Below are 24,568 nucleotides of genomic sequence, written 5' to 3' on the forward strand. Positions count from 1 at the left end.
TGTCAATCCTTTCGAAGGGCCGTGATGGTTACGGCTTCCGGGGTGGTTTGGTGCACTGCCGGAACCGTTGAACCGGGCAGGGAGGCGGCGGCGGCTCCATGGGCCACCGCCTGACGCAGGCAGTCAGCCGGGGCGGCGCCCTGGCTGTGGGCGAGCAGGTAGCCGGCCAGTGCGGAATCTCCCGCACCCACCGTGCTCACTGCGGCGACCGGCGGATGCGTGGCCAGCCACGCGCCCTCGGCCGTTACGAGGACAGCTCCCTTGGAACCGAGAGTTGCCAGCACAGCACCCACACCGGAACGCACGACGGCGGACGCGGCCTCGGCGGCAGCCGCCGGGTCCGCTTCCAGTTCGTCAGCGGCGGCCGTGGCGAACCCGGCTGCAGCAGCCAGTTCCGCCAGTTCCTCGGCGTTGGGCTTCAAAAGATCCGGCATGCCCTCCGCGCCGCCGGTCAGGGCGGCGGCGAGTGGCTGGCCGGACGAGTCGACGGCGATCAGTGGCATGTGCCCTGAGGGCTCGCCGTCGGCAGCTGAACGCAGGCGGCGGGCCGCCGTCGCGTAAAAATCTGATGGGAAGCCCGGCGGCAGCGAACCTGCCAGGACCACCCAGCCGGCACCCCGGGAGCTTTCCAGCAGCAGCTTCAGCAGCGCCTCCTGCTGGTTGTCATCGAGGACGGGCCCGGGTTCGTTGATCTTGGTGGTGACCCCGCCGGGTTCGGTGAGGGCAACGTTGGTGCGCAGCGGTTCGTCAATGGGCAGCGACACGAAGGGCACGGCGCCGGCGCGCAGGCCGGCCAGTACGGGATCGCTGTCCGCGCCGGGCAGGACGGCCAGGGACTCGAGGCCGGAGGCCACCAGCGCCCGGGACACGTTGACGCCCTTGCCGCCCGATTCCTGGGTGACGGACACAGCGCGCTGCACTTCGCCGCGCTCCAGGGGTCCGGGCAGGGCGACGGTGCGGTCCAGGCTGGGGTTGGCCGTGAACGTGACGATCATGCGATCACCACGTCAACATCGGCCTCTTCCAAGGCTGCGGCGAGTTCGGGGCTGGGTTCGCTGTCTGTAATCAAGGTGTCCAGGTCTTTCAGGGAGGCGAACTGGACCAGCGTCTCCGCGTCCAGTTTGGAGGAATCGGCCAGCACCACGATGCGGCGTGCCGAGTGGACGAAGGCAGCCTTCACTGCGGCTTCTTCAGGATCGGGAGTGCTGAGTCCAAAGGTGGGGTGGATGCCGTTGGTCCCCACGAAGGCAATATCCGGGCGGATCCGAGCCGCTGCGTCCACCGTGGCCTGGCCGACGGCCACCTGGGTGATGCCGCGGACCCGGCCGCCCAGGATGTGCAGCGCGATGCCGGGGACGCTGGAGAGCTTGCCGGCAATGGGTACGGCGTGGGTGATGGCCACCAGTTCGGTGCCGGCGGCACCGGATTCGGAAAGTTCGGCGGCCGTGCGCCGGGCCAGCATGTCGGCCAGGACTTCGGTGGTGGTTCCGCCGTCGATCAGGACGCTGCCGGGGGAGTTGCGGGGGATGAGCGCGAGGGCGGCCTCGGCGATGCGGCTCTTCTGGTCCGGCTGGCGGATGGCACGTTCGGTGACGCTTTCCTCGGTGGTGCTGAAGCGGTCTGCCGCAACCGCCCCGCCGTGCACGCGGCGGACGGTGCCGGCGCTCTCGAGGGCGGCGAGGTCCCGGCGGACGGTTTCGGTGGTGATGCGGAAGCGCTCAGCCAGCAGGGTCACGCTGACCCGGCCGCTGCCGGCAACAAGCTCGGCAATCTTCTGCTGGCGTTCCTCGGCGAACACGTACCCTCCGTTGCGTAGCTTGCTGGTGCTGTGGTGTCCGGCGCCCTGTTCGGCGTGACTGGCATCACATGATGTTGAGTTACTTGACTTTATCTTTGATTATGTTGGTTTGTCAACGGAAACCAACACGAAACAATATGGGGTTTTCTTCGCCTGGAGAATGCCTCCGGGGATGCGAAAGCCGGGCCGGACGCTGTTGTCCGGCCCGGCTTCCCGGGTTCATGGTCTGCCGAGGTCCTGGCTGACCGCAGTCGGTTTGGCTAGATGGTTCCGTCGCGGCTTTCGTTCCGGGTGATCCGCTCACCCGTGTTCGGATCCACAACGGAACGGGTCTCGCTGACCCGCCGCGTACGGCCCGGGGAGGCCAGGACCAGGGAGGCGATCAGGCCGATGACGCCTACGGCCATCAGGATGTAGCCCACCAGGGCCTGGTCCACGAAGGGGATGAGTCCCGGGGCCACCGCCCAGGCGAGGATGGCGCCGAGGGCGATAAGGAAGATTGACGAGCCGATTCTCATGACTTGCTCCTTCTGCTGGCCGCGGGTTGCGGCTCCTGTGGGGCGGTGCGCGGTATTGCGGTTAGGTCACTGCGCTGCTTTGATGCTGCTCTGTCTTTCTAACTGCTTGTAAAGCCACTGGTCAGCATGCTGATAGTAGGCGTCACGCTACAGTGCACCCATAGCCGATTCAATGAATGATGCCGAGTCGTTGCCGGGAATTTCTGCGGTGCTGCTGTGATTGCCGGGGCGCATGGGTTCATCGCCGTCGTGGCGTGGGTGCCGCGTTGCCTCGCTAGTCTGGTCCGATGGAAACAGTTGTGTGGTCCAAGCCTGAGGACCAGCGCGCCGGGACGCCCCTGCTGGTGATGATGCACGGCTACGGCACGGATGAATCCCGCATGGTCCGGCTGTTCGAGTACCTGCCTCCGGAGTTCACCTTCGCGGCCCTCCGGGCGCCGATGCCCATCGGAGACCACTATGGCTGGTTCCTGCTGGACTATTTCCTTGCCAACGACTTTGCCGACGTCATCTCCGTCACCGGCACCGTGCATGGTTGGATCAACTCCGTCCGCGGCCAGCACACCAGCGTGAGCCTGATGGGCTACTCGCAGGGCATGGCCATGGCCAGCACCCTCCTGCGCCTCCACCCCCGCGACTACGCCGCCGTTGTGGGCCTTTCCGGCTTTGTGCTGGATAACGACCTCCTGGCACTCACTGATGAGTTTGAGGCCAGGCCGCCGTTCTTCTGGGGGCGCGACAAGGCGGACCTGGTGATCAACGAGGATGCCACCGCCTACACGGGTGAATGGCTTGAGGCGCACACGCTGCTGACCGCACGGACGTATCCCGGAATGGGGCATGCCATGTCGAAAGCCGAGATGGCGGATGTTGGTGCGTTCCTTCGGCATTACGTGTTGGCTTGACCTGCAGGCGGTTGCCGATCCGGCGAAAAAACATTTGCAAGTCAAATTTGCAAGCGCTTACACTCGTCTACGGCCATGATCGGTCCTGCAGTGGGCGGACAAGGGGGCGATGCTGTGTGCATGTTGCGCAGCAGCGCCGCCTTCAGGCTGTCCCGGCGGGGCCGGCAGTCCGTAAACCGAGAGGACACCGTACTGCCGATGACACAACAAACTGCAGCGGGTAACGCCGCCTGGACGGGCGCGTCCGCCATCCTGTTCGACCTGGACGGCGTGCTGACCCCCACGGCCACTGTGCATGAGCAGGCCTGGAAGGAACTCTTCGAAGGCTTCCTTGCCGGGCACCCCGAGGTCCAGGGCTACCGCGAAAGCGACTACTTCGACCACATCGACGGCAAGCCGCGCTTCGACGGTGTGCGGGACTTCCTCGCCTCACGCAGCATCGAGCTTCCCGAAGGGCCGCTGGACGACGATCCCGCGAACATCACGGTCCAGGGCCTGGGGAACCGCAAGAACCGGATCTTCAACGACATCGTCAGCACCGGCGTCGCGCCGTTCGAAGGCTCGGTGCGTTTCCTCGAAGCCGCGCTGGACCGCGGACTGAAGGTCGCCGTCGTCTCGTCTTCCCGCAACGCCCCCGCAGTACTGGCCGCCGCTGGCCTCAGCCACCACTTCCCCGTCGTGGTGGACGGTGTGGTGGCGGCCCGCGAAGGAATCCCCGGCAAGCCCAGCCCGGCGACGTATACCTATGCAGCCCGGCTGCTGGAACTGCCCACCGAGGAGTGCGTAGTGGTGGAGGATGCGGTCTCCGGCGTCCAGGCCGGCCAGGCAGGACAGTTCCATTCCGTCATCGGCGTGGACCGCGGTGCAGGACGCGAAACCCTCCTGGCTGCCGGGGCAACCCTGGTGGTCAACGACCTTGGAGAGCTCCTGCCCTGACGGGAGCCCCGTTCCACACCGGAGACACTGCCACCCCCGGGCAGCACACATCCGGGCAAGCTTTCACTTCGAATCCCCTGTGCCGGACTTGTGCCGGTGCACAGCATGCCTAAAAGGACCCAACACCATGGCTATCATCTCTGCGGACCGCGAAAGGTTCCCCAATACTCCCTGGCAACTGGTGGAGACCCGCCACGAACCGGGAAACGCAGGGACGCTTGAAACGCTCTTTTCCCTGGGTAACGGCCACCTGGGAATCCGCGGCGCCCACTGGGCAGCGGCGGATGCCGAACTTCCCGGCAGCTTCATCAACGGGCTGCATGAAATCTGGGACATCAAGCACGCCGAGAACGCCTTCGGATTCGCGCGGACCGGCCAGCGTATCCTCTACATCCCGGACGCCAACAACTTCACCGTCGTGGTGGACGGGGAGTCCCTGGGCCTTGCCGAATCGGAGGTGCTGGACTACCGGCGGAGCGTTGACTTCTCCACCGGCATCTACGAGTGCCGCATCACCTGGCAGTGCCGGTCCGGATCCGTGGTCACCACCACCGAACGGCGTGCGGTGGGGTACGAATCCCGGGGCAGCCTGGGCCTTTCCCTCGAGATTGCGGCGGACCGCGATATTTCGCTCGACGTCACGTCGTCCGTAATCAACCGGCAGGACCAGCCCGTAGAGGACCACTCCGCCCACGATCCCCGCCGCGCCGGCCGTCATGCCGGCCGGGTCCTGCTGCCGCTGCGGCTCGATGGCGGCGACGGATCACTGCGGCTCTCCTGGGAAGCCGCCGAATCCAAGCAGCGCGTGGGCCTGGCCGTGGACCACTGGACCTCTGCCGGGCACCAGCCTTTCGAAACCCTGGTGGACCAGGACGACAGCAGCGTCCGCTACGTGCTGGCCGTCAGCGCCGGCGAACCCTTCCGGCTCGAGAAAAGCGTCAGCTACGCCGCCGGCCGGACCGTGCAGGACGAGGGCGTCGATGCCGCAGCCCTGGCCGAAGCAGGCCTGCGCCCCGTCGGGGACATCTTCGCCGAAAGCGAGGCGCACTACCGCGGCTATTGGGCAACGTCCGACATCGTGGTGGACGGTGGCGAGCCGGAGCTGCAGCAGGCCATCCGCTGGAACCTGTTCCAGCTGGCCCAGGCCACGGCCCGTGCCAACGTGGCCGGCATCCCGGCCAAGGGCGTCACCGGATCCGGCTATGAGGGCCACTATTTCTGGGACCAGGAGGTGTACCTGCTGCCGTACCTGACGTACACCAACCCGGACGGCGCCCGGCAGGTCCTGGAGTTCCGCCACGCAATGCTGCCCGAAGCCAAGGTCCGGGCCAAGGAACTCAGCGTGGATGGCGCCCTGTTCCCGTGGCGGACCATCAACGGCCTTGAAGCCAGCGCCTACTACGCCGCCGGCACCGCGCAGTTCCACATCGCGGCAGCCATCGCGTTCGCCACCAACCGCTACCTGTGGGCCACCGGTGATTCCGCGTTCCGGGAGGGCATGGGGGCTGAGCTGCTGATGGAAACCGCGCGCATGTGGGTCTCGCTGGGCTTCTTCGGCAAGGATGGCCTGTTCCACATCCACGGTGTCACCGGCCCGGACGAGTACACCGCCGTGGTCAATGACAACCTCTACACCAACGTCATGGCCCGGTTTAACCTGCGGGCCGCCGCAGCGCTGGACCACCCGGGCGTTGCCCAGGAAGAGCGGCAGCTGTGGGCGGCGGCAGCCAACCTGATGCACCTGCCGTTCGACAGCCGCATGCAGGTCCACTCCCAGGACAACGACTTCATGACCTTGGAATCATGGGACTGGACCACGCCGCGGTCCAAGTACCCGCTCCTGCTGCATTTCCACCCGCTGGTGATTTACCGCCACCAGGTGCTCAAGCAGGCGGACACCGTCCTTGCCATGTTCCTGCAATGGCAGGACTTCACTGCGGGCGAGAAGCAGCGCGCCTTCGATTTCTACGATCCCATCACCACCGGCGACTCCACCCTGTCTGCATGCGTGCAGGGCATCATGGCTGCCGAGGTGGGGTACTCCGGGGAGGCCCTGAAGCACTTCACCAATGCGGTGTTCATCGACCTGGACGACACCCACGGCAACACCATTGACGGCGTGCACATTGCCTCCACCGGAGGGGTGTGGAGCTCCCTGGTGTGCGGTTTTGCGGGCCTGCGCGACCAGGGCCCGGTGCCGTACTTCGATCCGCGCCTGCCGGAGGAATGGGACGGACTGACCTTCCACCTCAGGATCAGCGGCCGGCTGCTGCTGGTCCGGCTCTCCTCCGGCGCCATCACGCTCTCCGTCCAGGAAGGGAACCCGCTCGACGTCAACGTGCGGGGCCAGGTGCTGGCCGTAGGCTCCGATCCCGTCAGGGTGGAGCTGGAGCCCATCGCGGAACCGGAACCCACTGTCTTCCCCAGCGGACTTCCGACGGCGAGCATTCCGGTGGTCCTCGCCAACGGCTGATGTGCCCCGAAGTCAGGACGCGGCGGCTTCGGGCGCCGCGTCCAGCGGGTGGGCCAGTTCGTCGCGGGGCATCCTAGCGGCGGCGGATGCGATGACGGCCATGACGGGGCAGACCACGCCCGCCACCATGAAAATCAGCCAGATGGGCAGCACCTCAGCCGTCGGTCCGGCCAGCGCCATGGACACCGGCATCAGCGCCAGGGACACGAAAAAGTCCAGGCTTGAGATGCGGCCCAGCAGGTGGGACGGGACGCGGCGCTGGAGCAGTGTGCCCCAGATGACCATGCCCACGCTCCCGGTGGCGCCCCAGATAAACAGAGCTGCGGCCATCAGCCAGAAGTTGTCCATGAGGCCGACGGCGGCGATCGGCAGGCTGCCCACGCCCCAGGACACCATCATTACCGTGAGGTAGCGGCGGGGCAGGCGGAGTGACGCCGTCACCAGGGAGCCCAGGGCTGCGCCCACCCCCATGACCGCCAGCAGGAAACCGAACATGCTCGAATCCCCGCCCAGCTGGTCCCGCACCAGGAATGGCAGCAGGACCTCGATGGGGCCGATCAGGAACAGCACCGAAATGCAGGCCCAGATCAGCGTCCAGAGCAGCCATGGGGTCCTGATGGTGTAGCTGACTCCTTCGCGCAGGTCCTGGACGAAGGACGATTTCCGGTGTGCGTCCTCGTGGCCGGCCTCTTTAGGGCGTGTGGCCAGGGCGTGCTGGCCCAGGAAGTTCAGGACAATGAAGGCCAGCAGGTGGCACGCAGCCACCCCGGTCACCGCATGCGACGGCGAGAGGGCTGCCACCAGGATGCCGGCCACCGCCGGTCCCGCCGCCTGCTGGAGGACGGGACGCATGGTCCCCTCCATGCCGTTGGCGGCCAGCAGGTCCTCAGCCGGAAGGATGCGCGGCAGGATGGCGGAGTAGGCAGGGAAGAAGAAGGCCGCGCCAACGCCCAGCACGAACGCACCCGCAGCCACATGCCACAGCTGCAGCCAGCCGGCCATCGCCAGGCCGCTGATCGCGGCGATGACTGCCAGGTTGGCGCCCTCGACGGCGATGATCAGGCGCCGCTGCGGGACCCTGTCGGCCGCGATCCCGCCGGCCAGGACAAAGGCCACCAGTCCCACGCTTCCGGCGGCGGCCACCAGCGAGAGCTCCAGCGGACCGCCGCCCAGGTGGATTACCTGGTAGACCATGGCTACGGCCCACATGCCGGAACCGAAGATCGAGATAGCCAGCGCTGCAATCAGGACCCGGTACTCGCGGTGGATGAACGGGCGCAAGGCTTTGGGGGCGGGCATAAGCCCCAGTTTAAGCCCGGACGGCGGCCGCCCTGCTGCCCCCCAACCAGCATCAGGCCGGCCGCCAATAGTGAATCCGTCCGGTATATGTCGACCCGGATGTTGCCCACGCGTTCCTGGCGGAATCTATCCGGCCAGGAGGGTGGCAGCTTCCTGGCGGGTGGTGCCGGAGTCCTGGATGCCGTCGGCGATGTGGGCGAGTTCGGCGGGGATGTCGCGGCCTTTTTTGCGCATGGCGGTGGCCCAGAGGCGGCCGGCGCGGTAGGAGGAGCGGACCAGGGGGCCGGACATGACGCCGAGGAAGCCGATTTCTTCGGCTTCGTTTTGGAGGTCGACGAATTCCTGGGGTTTGACCCAGCGGTCCACGGGGAGGTGGCGTTCGGAGGGGCGGAGGTATTGGGTGATGGTGATCAGGTCGCAGCCGGCGGTGTGGAGGTCGCGGAGTGCTTCGCTGATTTCTTCGCGGGTTTCGCCCATGCCGAGGATGAGGTTGGATTTGGTGACCATGCCCAGGTTCCGGCCTTGGGTGATGACGTCGAGGGAGCGTTCGTAGCGGAAGGCGGGGCGGATCCTTTTGAAGATCCGGGGGACGGTTTCGACGTTGTGGGCGAAGACTTCGGGGGCGGAGTCGCAGATCGCGGCGATGTGGTCGGGGTTGCCGGAGAAGTCGGGGATGAGGAGTTCGACGCCGGTGCCGGGGTTCAGTTCGTGGATTTTGCGGACGGTTTCGGCGTAGAGCCAGACGCCTTCGTCTTCGAGGTCGTCGCGGGCCACGCCGGTGACGGTGGCGTAGCGGAGCTGCATGGATTGGACGGAGCGGGCCACTTTGGTGGGTTCGAACCTGTCCACGGGGGAGGGTTTGCCGGTGTCGATCTGGCAGAAGTCGCAGCGGCGGGTGCATTCGGAGCCGCCGATCAGGAAGGTGGCTTCCTTGTCTTCCCAGCATTCGAAGATGTTGGGGCAACCGGCCTCTTCGCAGACGGTGTGCAGGCCTTCTTTTTTGACCAGGTTCTTGAGCTGGACGAACTCCGGGCCCATCTGGACTTTGGCCTTGATCCATTCCGGTTTGCGTTCCACCGGGGTGGCCGCGTTGCGCTGCTCGATCCGCAGCAACTTCCGGCCTTCGGGTGCCAATGTCATGATCGATTTCCTTTGTTTGTGGTGGGTGCCGGCGGGGCGGCGTTAGTTGAGCTCGTCGAAACCGTGGGTCAGCATTCGACGACGTTGACGGCGAGGCCGCCCATGGCGGTTTCCTTGTATTTGGAGGACATGTCCTTGCCGGTTTCGCGCATGGTGATGATGACTTCGTCGAGGGAGACCCGGTGGGTGCCGTCGCCCCAGAGCGCCATTTTCGCCGCGTTGATGGCCTTCGCCGCGGCGATCGCGTTCCGCTCGATACAGGGAACCTGCACCAGCCCGCCGATCGGATCACACGTCAGGCCCAGGTTGTGTTCCATCGCGATTTCCGCGGCGTTCTCCACCTGCGCCGGGGTGCCGCCCATCACCTCAGCAAGGCCCGCCGCCGCCATCGACGACGCCGACCCCACCTCGCCCTGGCAGCCCACCTCGGCACCGGAAATGGACGCCTGTTCCTTGTAGAGCACCCCCACGGCACCGGCGGCGAGCAGGAACCTGGCCACCACGCCGTCGCGGTCCTCCTGCGTTGCCTGGTCCATGCCCGGGGCGAAATGCAGCGCGTAGTACAGGACCGCGGGAATGATCCCGGCCGCCCCGTTCGTGGGGGCGGTGACCACCCTCCCGCCGGAGGCGTTCTCCTCGTTCACCGCCAGGGCCACCAGGTTCACCCACTCCTGCCAGTACCGGGGATCATGGAAATCCTGGTCCGTAAAGTCCAGGTCCTGGCTGTCCACGCCCGGGCGGGCGCATTCCTTCTTCAGCCGGTCGAACCAGTCCGGGGCGCGGCGGCGGACCTTCAACCCGCCCGGCAACACCCCGTCACGCTTGAGCGAGGTCGCCACGCACGCCTCCATCACGGACCAGATGTGCAGCAGCCCCGCCCGGATCTCCTCCTCGGTCCGGGAGGACTTCTCGTTGACCAGCATCACGTCGCTGATCCCCAACCCGGTATCCGCGCAATGGTTCAGGAGCTCCGCGGCGGTCCGGAACGGCAGCGGGAGCTCCTTCTTGGACTCATCGAGTTCCTGCTGCGCGGCGTCCTCCTCGCCCTCGCGGACAATGAACCCGCCGCCCACGGAGAAGAACGTGGCCCGGTGGAGCTCCTCACCGGTATCGTCCGAAACGGTGAACGTCATCCCGTTCGTGTGCCGCGGCAACACCGTCAACGGCCGCAACACCATGTCCTTCACCCCATACGGCAGCTTCACGCCACCCCCGCTCCCGGCCCCGGCCAGGTGCAGCGTCCCGGTCTCGGCGATCGCGGCCAACCGCTCCTCCACCTCAACCGGCAGGATCCTTTCGGGGTGGAACGCCTCCAAACCCAGAAGGACCGCCGTCATCGTCCCGTGCCCATGCCCCGTCGCAGCCAACGACCCATACAGATCCACCCGCAACGAAGCCACCCGGGACAACACCCCGGCACCCACCAACTCCTCCGCAAACACCGCAGCAGCCCGCATCGGCCCCACAGTATGAGAGCTCGACGGCCCAATACCGACAGAGAAAAGGTCGAAGACGCCAACGGCCACGGTGTGTTCCTAACTGGATATTTAATCGGTGGGCAGTGCGTCACAAAGGCGACGTGCGCACGAGGGGCCGGCGGAGCCGGACTTTTCGAAAGCGTGCTCCCCACCGTCTCCCTAGCCTCGCAAGCTCGGCCAGGGAACCCTGACGGCGTGGGCCCAGGGCACGCGTGAAAATGTCCGGTCCCGCCGGTCCCGAAGGGGACTACAGCCCCGGGTAGAGCGGGTGGGCTGCGGCGAGTGCTTCGACGCGGTGACGCAGGCCGGAAAGGTCTGCATCGGCGTCGGCCGTCAATGCTTCGGCGATGATGTCTGCAACTTCGCGGAAGGCGGCTTCGCCGAACCCGCGGGTCGCCAAAGCCGGGGTGCCGATGCGCAGGCCGGAGGTCACCATGGGCGGGCGCGGGTCGAAGGGCACGGCGTTGCGGTTGACGGTGATGTCAATCGCGGCCAGGCGGTCTTCGGCCTGCTGGCCGTTGAGTTCGCAGTTGCGGAGGTCAACCAAGACCAGGTGGACGTCCGTGCCGCCGGAGATGACGTTGATGCCCTTGGCGGTGACGTCCGGCTGGACCAGGCGTTCGGCCAGGATCCTGGAGCCGGCGAGGACGCGTTCCTGCCGTTCCTTGAACTCAGCCGAGGCGGCGATCTTGAAGGCCACAGCCTTGCCGGCGATGACGTGCTCCAGCGGCCCGCCCTGCTGGCCCGGGAACACAGCCGAGTTGATCTTCTTGGCGATATCGGCGTCGTTCGACAGAATGATGCCGCCGCGCGGACCGGCGAGGGTCTTGTGCGTGGTGGAGGTGGTGACGTGCGCGTGAGGGACCGGGCTGGGGTGCAGGCCCGCAGCGACGAGGCCGGCGAAGTGGGCCATGTCCACCATCAGGTAGGCGCCCACCAGGTCGGCGATCCGGCGGAACTCGGCGAAGTCCAGTTGGCGTGCGTACGCGGACCAGCCGGCAACGATCAGCTGCGGCTTCGTTTCCAGCGCCAGGCGCTCCACCTCTGCCATGTCGATGGTGTGGGTGTCTTCGCGGACCTGGTACGGCACCACGTTGTAGAGCTTGCCGGAGAAGTTGATCTTCATGCCGTGCGTCAGGTGTCCGCCGTGGGCGAGGTTCAGGCCCATGATGGTGTCGCCGGGCTTGATCAGCGCGTGCATCACCGAGGCGTTGGCCTGTGCGCCGGAGTGCGGCTGGACGTTGGCGAATTCGGCACCGAACAGGGCCTTGACCCGGTCGATAGCGAGCTGCTCGATGACGTCCACGTGTTCGCAGCCGCCGTAGTAGCGCTTGCCCGGGTAGCCTTCGGCGTACTTGTTGGTCAGCACCGAGCCCTGCGCCTGCATGACGGCGGCGGCGGTGTGGTTCTCGGAAGCGATCATTTCCAGGCCGTCGCGCTGGCGGCCCAGTTCGTCGTCGATCTTGGCCGCAATCTCCGGGTCCAGGACGGACAGGTCCGCGTTCAGGCTGGGGGATTCAACCTGGTGGAAGGCAACGGTTTCGTTGACGGCCGTGCCTGCTGCCGCGCTCACAGTTCGCCACCGTTCGCTGCGGCGTATTCCTCGGCGGACAGCAGCGGGCCTTCTTCCGTGACGGACACCTTGAACAGCCAGCCAGCCCCGTACGGGTCGCTGTTGATGAGGGCGGGGTCGGACACCACGCCGTCATTGATCTCGGTGACTTCGCCGGTGACGGGGGAGTAGAGGTCCGAAACGGACTTGGTGGACTCCACTTCGCCGCAGGTTTCGCCGGCGGTCACGATGGAGCCAACCTCGGGCAGGTCAACGTAGACGATGTCGCCCAGCGCATCGGCGGCAACGGCGGAGATACCGATCCCGGCAGGGCCGGACCCGTCAACAGCGATCCACTCATGCTCGGCGGAGTACTTCAGTTCAGCTGCAACTTTGCTCATTGTCTGTTTCCTTAGGTTTAGATGATGAAAGTGAGAGGGCGTCTGCGCCAAACCCACCAGAAGTGAGCGGGCGTCGGGCACATACCCGCCAAAAGTGAGCGGGCGTCAAGGGCCGGCGGGGCCGGACTTTTCGAAAGCGTGCGTCAAAGCGACGAAGGAGCAGCACGCGTGAAAATGTCCGGTCCGCCGGTCCCGAGGCTGACCACGCGGGCTTTAGCGGGTTCGCTTGTAGAACGGCAGTGCCACTACTTCGAAGCGTTCCGGCTTGCCGCGGAGGTCCACGTCGACGATGGTGCCGGCTTCGGCGAACTCAACGTCGACGTACGCAAGAGCCACCGGGTAACCGAGGGTGGGGGAGGGCTGGCCGGAGGTGACTTCGCCGATGAGTGAGCCGTCCTTGAGGACCGGGTAGTGGCCGCGGGCGGCGCGGCGCCCGGTGCCTTTGAGGCCCACGAGCTTCTGGCCCACGGTGGATCCGACGCCGGCGGCCTTGATGGCTGCCAGGGCCTCCTTGCCCACGAAGTCGCTTTCCTTGGACAGCGCGACGACGGGACCCAGCCCGGCGGCGTAGGCGTTGACGCGGCGGGAGAGTTCGTTGCCGTAGAGGGGCATGCCGGCTTCGAGGCGGAGCGAGTCGCGGGCGGCGAGGCCTGCGGGGATGAGGCCGGAACCTTCGCCGGCCGCGAGCAGGGCCTCCCACAGGGCGGCTGCCTCCAGGTTGCCGATGTAGATCTCGAAGCCGTCTTCGCCGGTGTAGCCGGTGCGGGCCACCAGCAGGTCCCGGACGGCGCCGTTGACCGCGATGCCCACCTCGACGGCGGCGTAGTACTTCAGCTCCGTGACCAGGGAGTGCTGGTCGGCCGGGACGAGCGCCAGCAGGATGGCCTCGGCGGCGGGGCCCTGGACAGCGATCAGGGAAGTCTCGGCGGAGGCGTCCTGCACGGTGACGTCGAAGCCGGCGGCGCGTTCCTGCAGGGCCTGGGCCACTACCTTGGCGTTGCCTGCGTTCGGCACTACCAGGTACTTGGCTGTTCCGTCCGCAGCCGCGGGGAGGCGGTAGGTGATGAGGTCGTCGATGATGCCGCCGTCGGTGTCACAGATCAGCGAGTACTTCGCCTTGCCCACCGCGATGGCTGACAGCTTGCCTGCCAGGGCGTAGTCCAGGAATGCTGCGGCGTCCGGGCCGGTGACCCAGACTTCGCCCATGTGGGAGAGGTCGAACAGGCCGGCGGCGTTGCGCACGGCGTGGTGCTCGGCGAGTTCGGAATCGTACTTGAGGGGCATCTGCCAACCACCGAAATCGGTGAAGGAGGCGCCGGCTTTCTTGTGCTGCTCGTAGAGAGCGGTGTAGTTCTCAGTCATGGGAAGTCCTTAGTTCTCGAAGGCGGTGTTGTCCTCGAAGGCTTCGAGGGGCGGGCAGGAGCAGACCAGGTTGCGGTCGCCGGCCGCGCCGTCGATGCGTCCCACGGGCGGGAAGTACTTGTCCTGCTTGTGGTGTGCGGGGAACGCGGCCTGCTCGCGCGGGTAGGCGCGGTCCCAGTCGGAGCTGACCACGGCGGCAGCTGTGTGCGGTGCGTTGCGCACCGGCGATGCTTCCAGGGAGAAGTCGCCGGCTGCCACCTGCTCGATCTCGGCGTGGATGGTGATCATGGCGTCGATGAAGCGGTCGATCTCTGCCAGGTCCTCGGACTCGGTGGGCTCCACCATCAGGGTCCCGGCCACCGGGAAGGCCAGGGTGGGGGCGTGGAAGCCGAAGTCGATCAGGCGCTTGGCCACGTCCTCAGCGGTCACGCCGGTCCGTGCGGTCAGTTCGCGCAGGTCCAGGATGCACTCGTGCGCCACCAGCCCGCCCTCGCCGGTGTAGAGCACGGGGTAGAACTCGTTCAGCCGGGCAGCAACATAATTGGCGGCCAGCAGCGCGGACTTGGTGGCCTCGGTCAGGCCCGCACCGCCCATCAGCTTCACGTACGCCCAGGAGATCGGCAGCACCCCGGCGGACCCGAACCGGGAAGCCGAGATCGCGACCCCGTGGCCGGCCTCGTGCGCGGCCTTGTTGGCATCACCGGGCATGAATGGTGCCAGGTGCGCCTTGGCAGCGACCGGGCCGACGCCGGGTCCGCCGCCGCCGTGCGGGATGCAGAAGGTCTTGTGCAGGTTCAGGTGCGAGACGTCGCCGCCGAACTTGCCCGGCTGGGCCAGGCCCACCAGGGCGTTCAGGTTCGCGCCGTCCACGTACACCTGCCCGCCTGCGGCGTGGACCGCGTCACAGACTTCGGTCACGTCGCCGTCGTAGACGCCGTGGGTGGACGGGTAGGTGATCATGATGCAGGACAGGGCGTCCCGGTTCGCCTCGATCTTCGCGGAAAGGTCGGCATGGTCGATGGTGCCATCTGCTGCGGTGGCCACGACAACCACTTTCATGCCGGCCAGGACGGCGGAGGCGGCGTTGGTGCCGTGCGCCGATGCCGGGATCAGGCAGACGTTGCGCTGCTGATCGCCGCGGGAGTGGTGGTAGCCCCGGATCGCCAGCAGCCCGGCGAGCTCGCCCTGGGAGCCGGCGTTCGGCTGGATGGAAACCTGGTCATAGCCGGTGATCTCGGTCAGGTCAGCCTCCAGCCCGGTGATCAGCTCACGCCAGCCCTCGGTCTGGGAATCCGGGGCGAACGGGTGGATCGAGGCGAACTCCGGCCAGGAAATCGCTTCCATCTCGGCGGTGGCGTTCAGCTTCATAGTGCACGACCCCAACGGAATCATGGTCCGGTCCAGCGCCAGGTCACGATCGGACAGGCGACGGATGTAACGCAACAACTGGGTCTCTGACCGGTGCGTGTTGAACACCGGGTGCTCCAGGTAACCGGAGGTGCGCAGCACGGACTCGGGCAGCTCGAAACCCTGGGCGTCCCCTGCCGGGCCGGCGCCAAAGGCGACGGCCACCGCGGACAGCGTTGCCGCCGTCGTGGTCTCATCGATGGAGACGCCCACCGTGTCCGCGTCGACGAAGCGGAGGTTGATGCCGCGCGCTTCGGCGGCATTGATGACCTTGGCGGCCTTGCCCGGTACGCGCACGGTAAGGGTGTCGAAGAAGGAGTCGGTCACCAGTTCGCGGCCCATGGCGGTGAGGGCCGTGGCCAGGATCCGGGCGTTGTGGTGGGCGGTTTCTGCGATGGCCTTCAACCCGTCCGGGCCGTGGTAAACGGCGTAGAAGGAGGACACGATGGCCAGCAGCGCCTGCGCGGTACAGATGTTGGATGTGGCCTTCTCGCGCCGGATGTGCTGCTCGCGGGTCTGCAGGGCCAGGCGGTACGCCGGAGCGCCCGCGTTGTCCTTGGAGACACCCACGATCCTGCCGGGGAGGGTGCGTTCCATGCCCTTCTGTACGGCCATGTAGGCGGCGTGCGGGCCGCCGAAGAACAGCGGCACACCGAAACGCTGGGTGGAGCCGACGGCGATGTCCGCGCCCTGCTCGCCCGGAGGAGTGATCAGCGTCAGCGCCAGCAGGTCAGCGGCAACAGTGACCAGCGCACCGCGCTCCTTGGCCTCGGCGATAACGGCGCTCTGGTCCCACACCCGGCCGGACACGCCCGGCTGCTGGAGCACGATGCCGTTGATGGCACCCTCGGGCAGGCCTGCGGAGAGGTCAGCAACCTCCACCTCGAAGCCGAGCGCTTCGGCGCGGCCCAGCACGATGGCGATGGTCTGCGGGAGGCAGTCGGCATCCAGGACGGTTTTGCCGTCCTTGGCGTCCTTATTTTTGTTCGCGCGGCGCATCAGCAGTACAGCCTCGGCCACAGCGGTGGCTTCATCGAGGAGTGACGCGTTGGCCACGGGGAGGGCGGTGAGGTCCTGGACCATGGTCTGGAAGTTCAGCAGCGCCTCCAGCCTGCCCTGCGAGATCTCTGGCTGGTACGGCGTGTAGGCGGTGTACCAGGCCGGCGCCTCAAGGATGTTGCGCCGGATCACGGCGGGGGTGATGGTGTCGTAGTAGCCCTGGCCGATCATCTGCACCGCGGTTTTGTTCTTGCCCGCCAACCGGCGCAGCTCGGTGAGGACCTCAACCTCGCTGAGGGCGTCCTGCAGCTTCAGCGCCGTTTGCTGGCGGATCGACGCCGGAACAGCCACGTCCACCAGGCCATCAACGCTGTCGTAGCCCACAGCCTTGAGCATGGTGCCGACGTCGGCCTGCCGGCGCGCGCCGATATGGCGGTCAACGAACGTGGTTGGAAGGGATTGAATCGTCATGAGGAACTCCAGGTCTGGCCGGCCAGGGTGGCACGGCATGGGATGGGTTCCTCCCCGCTCTGTATTGGACCTGAGAGATTCCGCGGAACCCTGCGTGGCGGGTTCGCTTGCACCGTCGGTGAACCTGGCCGAAGCCGGGTTACTTTCCAGAGTTGCCTCGCCGTGACGGTACGGGGGCCTGAGAGATTCCTGGGGAGGATTTGCTCCTACGGCGCCTGCCCGGTGGTGCCGGGAGGACTCTCCCGTCACAGCTCGAAAGGCTATTCAACTGTGGGTGATTCGCCTCACACCGTACAGGTTGGTTGAAAGGAAAACAAATCTGATCGTCACACGGTGGGCGGCGGCTGCCTTGTTGCGGTGGCGGAAAAATGGGGTTTGACATTCGATCGTGACCCGCACCACACTGGGTCCGGTGATCAGCACCGTGTCCGGCTGGCTCAACTCATCGGAGCAGCCCGGGCCAACGTTGCCCCGGAAGGGTGCGGCCGCTGAGCATGCCTAACTGAACATGCCTTCGACCTGCGGCGGGAGAGTCCTGCCGGTACATTTAGCAGGCGCCGTAGGAGCAAACCCTCCCCAGGAAACTCTCAGGCCCATGTACCGCCGCGGACAGGCAACTCTGGAAAGCAGCCGGACCCGTTCCGGCTCACCGGCGGTGCAAGCGGCTTGGGCCGCGGAAACTCTCAGGTTCACTACAGAGCGGGGAGGAACCCAACTTCTGCGGCACCCAAAAATGCCGCTTTATCGATGGAGTTCCCATGGCGATTCATCCCCCCACGTCCAACGGCGAGCCGCCCCGCAGCAACCCTCCTGCGGGCAGCGCCGCCCGCAGCGAGCCTCCCCACCTGGAGCGGCAGCTCACCAACCGGCACATCCAGCTCATTGCCATTGGCGGTGCCATCGGCACCGGCCTCTTCATGGGCTCCGGCAAGACCATCTCCGCGGCCGGCCCGTCCGTGATCTTCGTGTACATGATCATCGGGTTCATGCTCTTCTTCGTCATGCGTGCCATGGGCGAACTGCTCCTGAGCAACCTGAACTACAAATCCTTCAGCGACTTCGCGGCCGACCTCCTGGGCCCGTGGGCGGGGTTCTTCACCGGCTGGACCTACTGGTTCTGCTGGGTGATCACCGGCATCGCAGACGTCATCGCCATTGCCGGCTACTCCAAGGAACTCTGGCCGGGACTGCCGCTCTGGATCCCAGGGCTTGCCACTGTGGCCATCCTGCTGCTGCTGAACCTCGCCACGGTCAAGGCCTTCGGCGAAACCGAGTTCTGGTTTGCCCTCATCAAGATCGTGGCCATCGCAGCGCTGATCATCGTGGGCCTCTTCATGATCTTCACCGGTTTCCAGAGCGACGCCGGAACCGCCAGCTTCACCAACCTCTGGAGCCACGGCGGCTTCTTCCCCAATGAGTTCATGGGCTTCGTGGCCGGCTTCCAGATCGCCGTTTTCGCCTTCGTCGGCATCGAACTGGTGGGAACCACAGCCGCCGAGGCCAAGAACCCGGAGCGGACGCTGCCCAAGGCCATCAACGCCATCCCCGTGCGCGTACTGCTCTTCTACGTGGGCGCCCTGATCATCCTCATGGCCGTCACCCCGTGGACCCAGTTCGCGGCCGGCCACAGCCCCTTCATCGGTATGTTCTCCCTCGCCGGGCTGGGCGCTGCAGCCACAGTGGTCAACCTGGTGGTCCTCACCTCGGCCATGTCCTCGGCCAACTCCGGCATCTACTCCACCTCGCGCATGGTGTTCGGCCTCGCACAGGAGGGCGACGCCCCGGGCATCTTCAGCCGCCTGTCCTCGAGGAAGGTGCCCAGCAACGCGCTGTTCCTTTCCTGCGTACTGCTGCTCTCCGGCGTCGTTCTCATGTACGCCGGCCAGGATGTTGGCAAGGCCTTCGAGATGGTGACCACCGTCTCCGCAGTGTGCTTCATCTTTGTCTGGTCGGTCATCCTGGCCAGCTACATCGCCTTCCGCAAGCGCCGCCCGCACCTGCACGAGGACTCGAAGTTCAAGATGCCCGGCGGCATCCCCGTTGTGTGGGTGGTCTACGCGTTCTTTGCGTTCGTCCTCTGGGCCCTGACCACCCAGCCGGACACCCTGGCAGCCCTGCTGGTGACCCCCATCTGGTTCCTCGTCCTTGGCGTGGCCTGGGCCATCCTCCGCCGCCGCCCCGCCCACCTTGCCCGCTTCGAGGTCTTCCGGGCCGAGCTGCGCGCCGATGAGCAGGCGGCGGCCGGCGCCGGGCAGGACCGCGAAAGGTCCGCACAGGAGGAGGCCGCCCGGGGCTCCCGCTCCTAGGCTTCTTCGCGGATCCGGGCCGTCAAGGTACGGGCCAGCGAATAAGCTCCTGACTGCAACGCTGCGGTGGGACCCACGCCGGGTCCCGCCGCAGTGCTGTCTGCGGCCGGAGGTGCAGGGGCGCCGGCGTCAAAGTTCAGCATGCTTAGTGTTTCTGCATCTAGGATGGAGAAGCACGGCAGCCACCCGCTGCAGCTCGACGTGAAACGAAGGTGACCATGGCTAAGCGCAGCAACCCAGCAGTACGGATCGCCCAGGAAACTGCCCACAACGCAGTCTTCGACAAGGACGGCAAGCCCAAGCCCGGCATCCACAACATGCTCCTCAAAGCCGTGGAGATCCAGCGGCCGCTGGTGCTGGCCTATATCCGCCGGCTGCAGAAGAAGCACCCCCAAGCCACGGCAGCCCAGTTGGCCGGCATCCTGGAGCGCGACTACCTCCGCGCCGTCACCGGCGGCGGCGCAATCGTGGGGGCCACCGCCGTCGTGCCCGGCGTGGGGACCGTCGCGTCGCTGGGACTCTCGGCAGCCGCCACGGTGGGCTTCCTCGAAGCAACTGCCCTGTACGCCACCTCCCTCGCAGAGCTCCACGGCATCCGCCTGACCAACCCGGAGAAGGCCAGCACCATGGTCATGGCCATCATGCTGGGCGAGGAAGGCACCGCCCTGCTGGGCACCCTCAGCGGACAAATGGCCGGCAACGGCGCTGGAGCCACCAAGCAGTGGGGCAGCGTGCTCTCCAAGTCGATGCCGATGCCGGGCTTCAGCACCATCCGCAACCGCATCCAGAAGGCCTTCCTCAGGAACCTCCTCAAACGCCAGGGAACTGCGCTCCTGGGCCGGGCCCTGCCGTTCGGGATCGGTGCCGTGGTGGGCGGAGCCGGTAACCTCGTGATGGGCCGTGCGGTGGTGGCCAACGCCAAGGAGGCGTTTGGACCCATGCCGGACAGCCTGCCCGGCGAGCTCACGGCAGCCGGGACCACGGACAACCAGCTGGAAGGCAACACTTTTGGATCTCAACGCTGACCTCGGCGAATCATTCGGCTCGTGGACCATGGGCGATGACGCCCGGATGTTCCAGCTGGTCACCAGCGCCAACGTGGCCTGCGGCTTCCACGCCGGAGATCCCGTCACCATGCTGGACAGCTGCCGTGCGGCCTACGAACTGGACGTGACCGTCGGTGCGCACGTGGGGTACCGGGACCTGGCGGGCTTCGGCCGGCGGTCCCTGGACACGAGTTTCGATGAGCTCTTCGGCGACGTGCTGTACCAGCTGGGCGCACTCGACGGCGTGGCCCATGCGGTGGGTGCGTCAGTGGACTACGTGAAGCCGCACGGGGCCCTCTACAACCGTTTGGTGCACGACGCCGAGCAGGCCTCCGCCGTGGTGGCGGCCGTCAACGCCTACGACCCCGGGCTGCCGATCCTGGGCCTCCCCGGTTCCGAGCTGCTCAAGCAGGCGCAGGAAGCCGGGCACCCGGTGTTCGTCGAAGCCTTCGTGGACCGCGCCTACCGGGCTGACGGGACGCTGGTGCCGCGGTCCGAGGAGGGTGCCGTGCTGCACGACGTCGACGCGATCGTTGAGCGGGCCGTCCGGCTGGCCACGAAGGGCGAAGTCGTGGCCACCGACGGCACAGTGGTCCAGGTCCGGCCCGATTCCCTGTGTATCCACGGAGACACCCCGGGGGCCGTGGAAATGGCCGCCGGTGTCCGGGCAGGCCTGGAAGCTGCAGGCGTCAGCCTCGAGTCCTTCGCCTGACCCGGGCCCGGGCGCGACCCGGCCGGTGTTCAGCCGAAGATCAGGTGCGCCACCGTGAAGATCAGCAGCCCGGCCAGCGATCCCACCACCGTGCCGTTGATCCGGATGAACTGCAGGTCCTTGCCCACCTGGAGTTCGATCTTCTGCGAGGTCTCTTCCGCATCCCAGCGCGCCACGGTATCCGTGATGACGCCGGCGATATCTGACCGGTACGTCTTCACCAGGTAGCCGGCGGCGTCGCCGATCCAGGTGTTGACCTTGCCGGCGAGTTCGGGATCGTTGACCAGCCGCGAACCGAAGTCGCGGACCGCCGCCTTGAACTTGACGGTCAGTTCGCTGTTCGGATCGTCCACGGCGCCGAGCAGGGCGTTCTTGACGGTGCCCCAGGTCCGCGAGGCCAGCTCCCGGACCTCGGGATCACCCAGGACCTGGGCCTTGACGTCCTCGGCGCGCGCAATCATTTTGGGGTCGTGCTGCAGGTCCTGCGCCAGGTCGTTGAGGTACTTGTCGATCTGTTGCCGCACCTGGTGGTTGGGGTCGGACTGCACGGCACGGGCGAACTTGAGGATCTCAACGTAAACCTTGTCGCCCACCAGGCCATCCACGAACTGGGGTACCCAGGTGGGGGAACGGTCGGACACCAGCCGCGAGACAGTCTCGTGGTTCTCGTCCACCCAGTCGGCGGCGCGGTCCACCAGCAGGTCCACCAGGGTGTGGTGGTGCCCGTCGTGGAAGATCCGCTCTGCGAGCCTGCCCACCGGCGGTCCCCACGGCGGCGTGAGCAGGTGTTTGCGGACCATGCCCTCAATGACAGCCTGGACATCGTCGTCGTTCAGGACCTTGAAGGCGCCCCGGATGACTGCCGCACCTTCCTTGGCCACCCGGTCCGCGCCGCCGGGCGCGGCGAGCCATTCGCCGGCACGGCGGGCAATATTCACGCTGGCCAGCTTGTCCTGGACCACCTGCTCGGAGAGGAAGTTGGTCTCCACGAACTCGCCCAGGGACGCGCCGATCTGGTCTTTCCGGCGCGGAATGATGGCGGTGTGCGGAATCTTGATGCCCATGGGGTACTTGAACAGTGCGGTGACGGCGAACCAGTCAGCCAGCGCACCCACCATGCCGCCTTCCGCGGCGGCGCGCACGTACTGCAGCCACGGATACTCCTCCTGCAGCGCAAAGGCGAAAACGAAGACCACGGCCATGGCGATGAGCAGGCTCAGGGCCAGCATCTTCATTTTCCGCAGCGCTGCCGCCTTTTCGGCGTCTCCCGCGCTGAGTTGATGACCGACGACGGCGGCCTGCGGTTTCGCGCCTTCGGGCACCGGAGCAGCGGTGCGGGGAGGGGATTCCCGGGCAGTTGGCTCAGAGTTCACCTGCATGTGCCAAGCCTAGCCCCGCTGACCGGACCGGGTCGGCTACCGTGTCCCCATGACACCTGACGAGCCGACACGCGGCAGGACCGCGGCTAATGGGACCGCAGCTGAGGGAACCACTCTGAACGGGGCCACTCCGGACGGGCCGGCGCAGCGGCCGCTGGTCTTTGCCCACCGCGGCTCGAGCGCCGCCTTCGCCGAGCACACCCGCGCCGCCTACCTGCAGGCACTGGCGGACGGAGCTGACGGTGTGGAATGCGACGTCCACCTCACCCGCGACCAGCATGTCGTCCTGCTGCATGATGCCAACCTGGACCGTACCTCCGACGGCACCGGCCCGGTGGCCGAGCGGACCCTCCGCGAACTGCGGCAGCTGGACTTCTCCTCCTGGAAGGGCGCCCGCATCCCGGAAACCTACGGAGCCCGGTCCGAGCAGTTCCTCACGCTCCCGGAACTCCTGGATGTCCTCCGCGGCGCTGGCCGGCCGGTGAAGCTGGCCATCGAGCTCAAACACCCCAGCCCCTACCAGCTCAAACTGGAGGACCGCGTGCTGGAGGTCCTGCGCGGCGAAGGCTGGGACCCGGGAAGCTCCACGGTGGACAACGTGGCGGTGACGTTCATGAGCTTCAGCCCGGATTCGGTCCGGCACCTGCTGCAGTCCGTACCGGCGCAGTACATCTGCCAGCTGGTCGACGACCTCACCGTCCATGAAATCCGCGGCGGCCTGGGCCTTGGCCTGATCACCGGCGGTGCCGTCGCCAACCTCATGAAGGCCACCCAGCTGGAAGGCGAACGGATCCTCGACGCCGGCTTGGTGGGGCTTGCCGGGCCGGGCATCGACTACGTCCGTGAACGCCCGGACACCATCCGGCGGTGGCTGGAGGCCGGGCGGCGCTTCCGGGTGTGGACCGTGGATTCGCCGGAAGACGTAGCGTTGTGCAGGAAGCTGGGGATCCATGAAGTCACCACAAACGTCCCGGCCCGGGTGCTTTCGCAGCTGCAGGTGGCCCCCTCGCAGGGACGGTAACTGTGGCGGGGGCGGATACTGCGGGTCTGCGCAACTGGTGGGGCGGGCCGCTGGATGTAGAAGGCCTCGCCCTGTCTGCGGTGGGTGCCGCAGCCGCCGCGTTGGACCGGTACACGGGAGCGGCCGGCAGGTACACCGCCGCCCCGGAACTGACCGCCGCCGCGTTCGACTCCTCGGGGCACCTGAGGATCGCCGGCCGCCCCTTGCAGGGATTTGCTCCGCTCTCGGGCTTCCGCCGCACCCGGGACGGCTGGATCCGGCTGCATGCCAACTACCCGCACCACCGGCAGCGCCTCCTGCAGGCCTTGGATGCCACGACGGCGGAGGAAGCCGAAGCTGCCCTGCGCGGCATGGATTCCCTCGAGGCCGAGTCCGCCATCCAAGCGCGGGGCGCAGTGGCGGCGGCCGTCCGGACCCGCGCTGAGTGGCAGGCCTCGGACATGGGCCGGGCAGCAGCTGCCGGACCGTGGATCGTCCTTGACCCGCAGGTTCCGGACGGCCAGGCTGCTGGCGCAGCCACGCAGGGCAACGGCCGCCGGGACATCCCGCAGCGGGGCGGCAATCCGCGCCGGCCGCTGGCGGGAGTGCGTGTCCTGGACCTCACCCGGGTCATCGCGGGCCCGGTGTCCACGCGGCTGCTGGCGGCGCTGGGAGCCGACGTACTCCGGATCGACCCGCCGGCGCTGCCCGAACTTTCCGACCAGTTCGTGGACACCGCCTTCGGCAAACGCAGCGCCGTGGCCGACCTCGCCCGGCCCGGCACCCGCGCCGCGCTGGAACGCCTGGTGGCCGGGGCCGACGTCGTGATCACCGGCTACCGCGGCGGCTCCCTGGACCGCTTCGGCCTTGACGCGGCGTCCCTGCTGTCCACCCGGCCGGACCTTGCGGTGGTCACACTGAACAGCTGGGGGACTGGCGGGCCATGGAGCAGGCTGCGCGGCTTCGACAGCATCGTCCAGGCCGCCAGTGGGATTGCCCACCTGTACGGAATGACGGACGACGCCGGTTGGCGGCCGGGTGCCCTGCCGGTCCAGGCCCTGGACCACGCCACAGGCTACGGGGCAGCGGCCGCGGCGGTAACCCTCCTCGCCCGGCAACGGGAAAGCGGCACCGGTGGATCGGCCCGACTGTCACTCGCCCGGACAGCGGAGGAACTCTTCGGGCTTCCGCCGAACCCGCACGGATTGCAGGCCCTGCCATCGCCGGAATCCCGCACCGTTGCCAGCTCCTACGGCGAGCTGCGGTACGTCCGGCCACCGCTGCTGGTGGAGGGGCAGCCGCTGGACTACCCCGGCCCGCCACCGCCCTACGGCAGCTCCGCCATGGAATGGGCGCCGGGCGGAGACTGAGCATCCGGCCGCCGCC

Annotated in this window: 20 protein-coding genes and 3 riboswitches; of the genes, 8 read left to right on the plus strand and 12 right to left on the minus strand. The window is 67.1% G+C overall.

Translation table 11 applies throughout. The annotated features are described in order from the left end of the window. Nucleotides 1-2: 2 nt before the first annotated feature. The 3 genes from ACP3TD_RS03240 to ACP3TD_RS03250 all read right to left on the minus strand — a co-directional run bounded on the left by ACP3TD_RS03240 (nucleotide 3) and on the right by ACP3TD_RS03250 (nucleotide 2,316). Nucleotides 3-995: a 1-phosphofructokinase family hexose kinase gene (locus ACP3TD_RS03240; RefSeq protein ID WP_426765376.1), complete on the minus strand. Its 993-nt coding sequence runs from the start codon at nucleotides 993-995 to the stop codon at nucleotides 3-5. Next, complete coding sequence (locus ACP3TD_RS03245) at nucleotides 992-1,798, minus strand: DeoR/GlpR family DNA-binding transcription regulator (RefSeq protein ID WP_426765378.1); 807 nt, start codon at nucleotides 1,796-1,798, stop codon at nucleotides 992-994. Before ACP3TD_RS03245 ends, ACP3TD_RS03240 begins: the two co-directional genes overlap by 4 nt. A gap of 260 nt (nucleotides 1,799-2,058) precedes the next feature. Further along, entirely contained in the window at nucleotides 2,059-2,316 is a 258-nt protein-coding gene (locus ACP3TD_RS03250; RefSeq protein WP_045732066.1) for a DUF6458 family protein, read from the minus strand. Nucleotides 2,317-2,603: 287 nt separating this feature from the next. On the opposite strand from ACP3TD_RS03250, the gene ACP3TD_RS03255 reads away from it, so the two are divergent. The 3 genes from ACP3TD_RS03255 to ACP3TD_RS03265 all read left to right on the plus strand — a co-directional run bounded on the left by ACP3TD_RS03255 (nucleotide 2,604) and on the right by ACP3TD_RS03265 (nucleotide 6,630). Next, nucleotides 2,604-3,221, plus strand: a complete 618-nt coding sequence (locus ACP3TD_RS03255; protein WP_426765380.1) for an alpha/beta hydrolase — start codon at nucleotides 2,604-2,606, stop codon at nucleotides 3,219-3,221. Nucleotides 3,222-3,419: 198 nt separating this feature from the next. After that, nucleotides 3,420-4,157, plus strand: a complete 738-nt coding sequence (locus tag ACP3TD_RS03260; protein WP_426765382.1) for an HAD family hydrolase — start codon at nucleotides 3,420-3,422, stop codon at nucleotides 4,155-4,157. A 127-nt stretch (nucleotides 4,158-4,284) separates the two neighbouring features. After that, nucleotides 4,285-6,630 (plus strand): glycoside hydrolase family 65 protein, encoded by a 2,346-nt coding sequence (locus ACP3TD_RS03265; RefSeq protein WP_426765384.1) that lies wholly within the window; start codon nucleotides 4,285-4,287, stop codon nucleotides 6,628-6,630. 12 nt (nucleotides 6,631-6,642) lie between these two features. Here ACP3TD_RS03265 and ACP3TD_RS03270 read toward each other — a convergent pair whose 3' ends face one another. From ACP3TD_RS03270 to gcvP, 7 genes are all read right to left on the minus strand, one after another. Continuing rightward, nucleotides 6,643-7,929: an MFS transporter gene (locus ACP3TD_RS03270; RefSeq protein ID WP_426765386.1), complete on the minus strand. Its 1,287-nt coding sequence runs from the start codon at nucleotides 7,927-7,929 to the stop codon at nucleotides 6,643-6,645. 126 nt (nucleotides 7,930-8,055) lie between these two features. Beyond that, nucleotides 8,056-9,069 carry a lipoyl synthase gene (lipA, locus tag ACP3TD_RS03275; protein WP_426765388.1) on the minus strand — a complete coding sequence of 338 codons (1,014 nt, stop codon included), beginning with the start codon at nucleotides 9,067-9,069 and terminating at the stop codon, nucleotides 8,056-8,058. Between the two features lie 68 nt (nucleotides 9,070-9,137). Beyond that, the gene (locus ACP3TD_RS03280) at nucleotides 9,138-10,595 is read right to left on the minus strand and encodes an L-serine ammonia-lyase (protein WP_426765390.1); all 1,458 of its coding nucleotides are present in this window, start codon (nucleotides 10,593-10,595) and stop codon (nucleotides 9,138-9,140) included. 199 nt (nucleotides 10,596-10,794) lie between these two features. Beyond that, nucleotides 10,795-12,120 carry a serine hydroxymethyltransferase gene (gene glyA, locus ACP3TD_RS03285; protein WP_426765392.1) on the minus strand — a complete coding sequence of 442 codons (1,326 nt, stop codon included), beginning with the start codon at nucleotides 12,118-12,120 and terminating at the stop codon, nucleotides 10,795-10,797. After that, nucleotides 12,117-12,500: a glycine cleavage system protein GcvH gene (gene gcvH / locus ACP3TD_RS03290; protein ID WP_015935762.1), complete on the minus strand. Its 384-nt coding sequence runs from the start codon at nucleotides 12,498-12,500 to the stop codon at nucleotides 12,117-12,119. Before gcvH ends, glyA begins: the two co-directional genes overlap by 4 nt. A 213-nt stretch (nucleotides 12,501-12,713) precedes the next feature. Continuing rightward, entirely contained in the window at nucleotides 12,714-13,862 is a 1,149-nt protein-coding gene (gcvT, locus tag ACP3TD_RS03295) for a glycine cleavage system aminomethyltransferase GcvT (RefSeq protein ID WP_426765394.1), read from the minus strand. 9 nt (nucleotides 13,863-13,871) lie between these two features. Beyond that, complete coding sequence (gene gcvP / locus ACP3TD_RS03300) at nucleotides 13,872-16,739, minus strand: aminomethyl-transferring glycine dehydrogenase (RefSeq protein ID WP_426765396.1); 2,868 nt, start codon at nucleotides 16,737-16,739, stop codon at nucleotides 13,872-13,874. A gap of 156 nt (nucleotides 16,740-16,895) precedes the next feature. Next, a riboswitch (glycine riboswitch) is annotated at nucleotides 16,896-16,994 on the minus strand. A gap of 260 nt (nucleotides 16,995-17,254) precedes the next feature. Beyond that, nucleotides 17,255-17,352, plus strand: a riboswitch (glycine riboswitch). Next, nucleotides 17,353-17,447, plus strand: a riboswitch (glycine riboswitch). A 50-nt stretch (nucleotides 17,448-17,497) separates the two neighbouring features. Between gcvP and cycA the strand changes: the two genes are divergently transcribed. After that, a complete protein-coding gene (gene cycA, locus ACP3TD_RS03305) occupies nucleotides 17,498-19,045 on the plus strand; it encodes a D-serine/D-alanine/glycine transporter (protein ID WP_426765398.1) in 1,548 nt (515 codons plus the stop codon). Here cycA and ACP3TD_RS03310 read toward each other — a convergent pair. Continuing rightward, nucleotides 19,042-19,188 carry a hypothetical protein gene (locus tag ACP3TD_RS03310; protein ID WP_426765400.1) on the minus strand — a complete coding sequence of 49 codons (147 nt, stop codon included), beginning with the start codon at nucleotides 19,186-19,188 and terminating at the stop codon, nucleotides 19,042-19,044. The genes cycA and ACP3TD_RS03310 overlap by 4 nt on opposite strands. A gap of 75 nt (nucleotides 19,189-19,263) precedes the next feature. On the opposite strand from ACP3TD_RS03310, the gene ACP3TD_RS03315 reads away from it, so the two are divergent. Both ACP3TD_RS03315 and ACP3TD_RS03320 read left to right on the plus strand, forming a co-directional pair. Further along, nucleotides 19,264-20,070: a hypothetical protein gene (locus ACP3TD_RS03315; RefSeq protein ID WP_426765402.1), complete on the plus strand. Its 807-nt coding sequence runs from the start codon at nucleotides 19,264-19,266 to the stop codon at nucleotides 20,068-20,070. Beyond that, nucleotides 20,054-20,803 carry a LamB/YcsF family protein gene (locus ACP3TD_RS03320; RefSeq protein WP_045732844.1) on the plus strand — a complete coding sequence of 250 codons (750 nt, stop codon included), beginning with the start codon at nucleotides 20,054-20,056 and terminating at the stop codon, nucleotides 20,801-20,803. The genes ACP3TD_RS03315 and ACP3TD_RS03320 overlap by 17 nt, the downstream gene beginning before the upstream one ends. 29 nt (nucleotides 20,804-20,832) lie before the next feature. Here ACP3TD_RS03320 and ACP3TD_RS03325 read toward each other — a convergent pair whose 3' ends face one another. After that, a complete protein-coding gene (locus ACP3TD_RS03325) occupies nucleotides 20,833-22,182 on the minus strand; it encodes a DUF445 domain-containing protein (RefSeq protein WP_426765405.1) in 1,350 nt (449 codons plus the stop codon). Between the two features lie 49 nt (nucleotides 22,183-22,231). On the opposite strand from ACP3TD_RS03325, the gene ACP3TD_RS03330 reads away from it, so the two are divergent. After that, nucleotides 22,232-23,203, plus strand: coding sequence for a glycerophosphodiester phosphodiesterase (locus tag ACP3TD_RS03330; RefSeq protein ID WP_426765407.1), 972 nt, complete (start codon nucleotides 22,232-22,234; stop codon nucleotides 23,201-23,203). A gap of 2 nt (nucleotides 23,204-23,205) precedes the next feature. Then, nucleotides 23,206-24,552, plus strand: a complete 1,347-nt coding sequence (locus ACP3TD_RS03335; protein ID WP_426765409.1) for a CoA transferase — start codon at nucleotides 23,206-23,208, stop codon at nucleotides 24,550-24,552. Nucleotides 24,553-24,568 lie beyond the last annotated feature (16 nt).

It is taken from the genome of Pseudarthrobacter sp. 1G09 (genome assembly GCF_050038305.1).
In the GTDB taxonomy this organism is placed as follows: domain Bacteria; phylum Actinomycetota; class Actinomycetes; order Actinomycetales; family Micrococcaceae; genus Arthrobacter; species Arthrobacter equi.

Coding starts and splice junctions, on each gene's coding strand:
- ACP3TD_RS03240 (WP_426765376.1), bottom strand. CDS start 995: ATGATCGTCACGTTCACGGCCAACCCCAGCCTGGACCGCACCGTCGCC.
- ACP3TD_RS03250 (WP_045732066.1), bottom strand. CDS start 2,316: ATGAGAATCGGCTCGTCAATCTTCCTTATCGCCCTCGGCGCCATCCTC.
- ACP3TD_RS03255 (WP_426765380.1), top strand. CDS start 2,604: ATGGAAACAGTTGTGTGGTCCAAGCCTGAGGACCAGCGCGCCGGGACG.
- ACP3TD_RS03260 (WP_426765382.1), top strand. CDS start 3,420: ATGACACAACAAACTGCAGCGGGTAACGCCGCCTGGACGGGCGCGTCC.
- ACP3TD_RS03265 (WP_426765384.1), top strand. CDS start 4,285: ATGGCTATCATCTCTGCGGACCGCGAAAGGTTCCCCAATACTCCCTGG.
- ACP3TD_RS03270 (WP_426765386.1), bottom strand. CDS start 7,929: ATGCCCGCCCCCAAAGCCTTGCGCCCGTTCATCCACCGCGAGTACCGG.
- lipA (WP_426765388.1), bottom strand. CDS start 9,069: ATGACATTGGCACCCGAAGGCCGGAAGTTGCTGCGGATCGAGCAGCGC.
- gcvH (WP_015935762.1), bottom strand. CDS start 12,500: ATGAGCAAAGTTGCAGCTGAACTGAAGTACTCCGCCGAGCATGAGTGG.
- gcvT (WP_426765394.1), bottom strand. CDS start 13,862: ATGACTGAGAACTACACCGCTCTCTACGAGCAGCACAAGAAAGCCGGC.
- gcvP (WP_426765396.1), bottom strand. CDS start 16,739: ATGACGATTCAATCCCTTCCAACCACGTTCGTTGACCGCCATATCGGC.
- cycA (WP_426765398.1), top strand. CDS start 17,498: ATGGCGATTCATCCCCCCACGTCCAACGGCGAGCCGCCCCGCAGCAAC.
- ACP3TD_RS03310 (WP_426765400.1), bottom strand. CDS start 19,188: ATGCTGAACTTTGACGCCGGCGCCCCTGCACCTCCGGCCGCAGACAGC.
- ACP3TD_RS03315 (WP_426765402.1), top strand. CDS start 19,264: ATGGCTAAGCGCAGCAACCCAGCAGTACGGATCGCCCAGGAAACTGCC.
- ACP3TD_RS03325 (WP_426765405.1), bottom strand. CDS start 22,182: ATGCAGGTGAACTCTGAGCCAACTGCCCGGGAATCCCCTCCCCGCACC.
- ACP3TD_RS03330 (WP_426765407.1), top strand. CDS start 22,232: ATGACACCTGACGAGCCGACACGCGGCAGGACCGCGGCTAATGGGACC.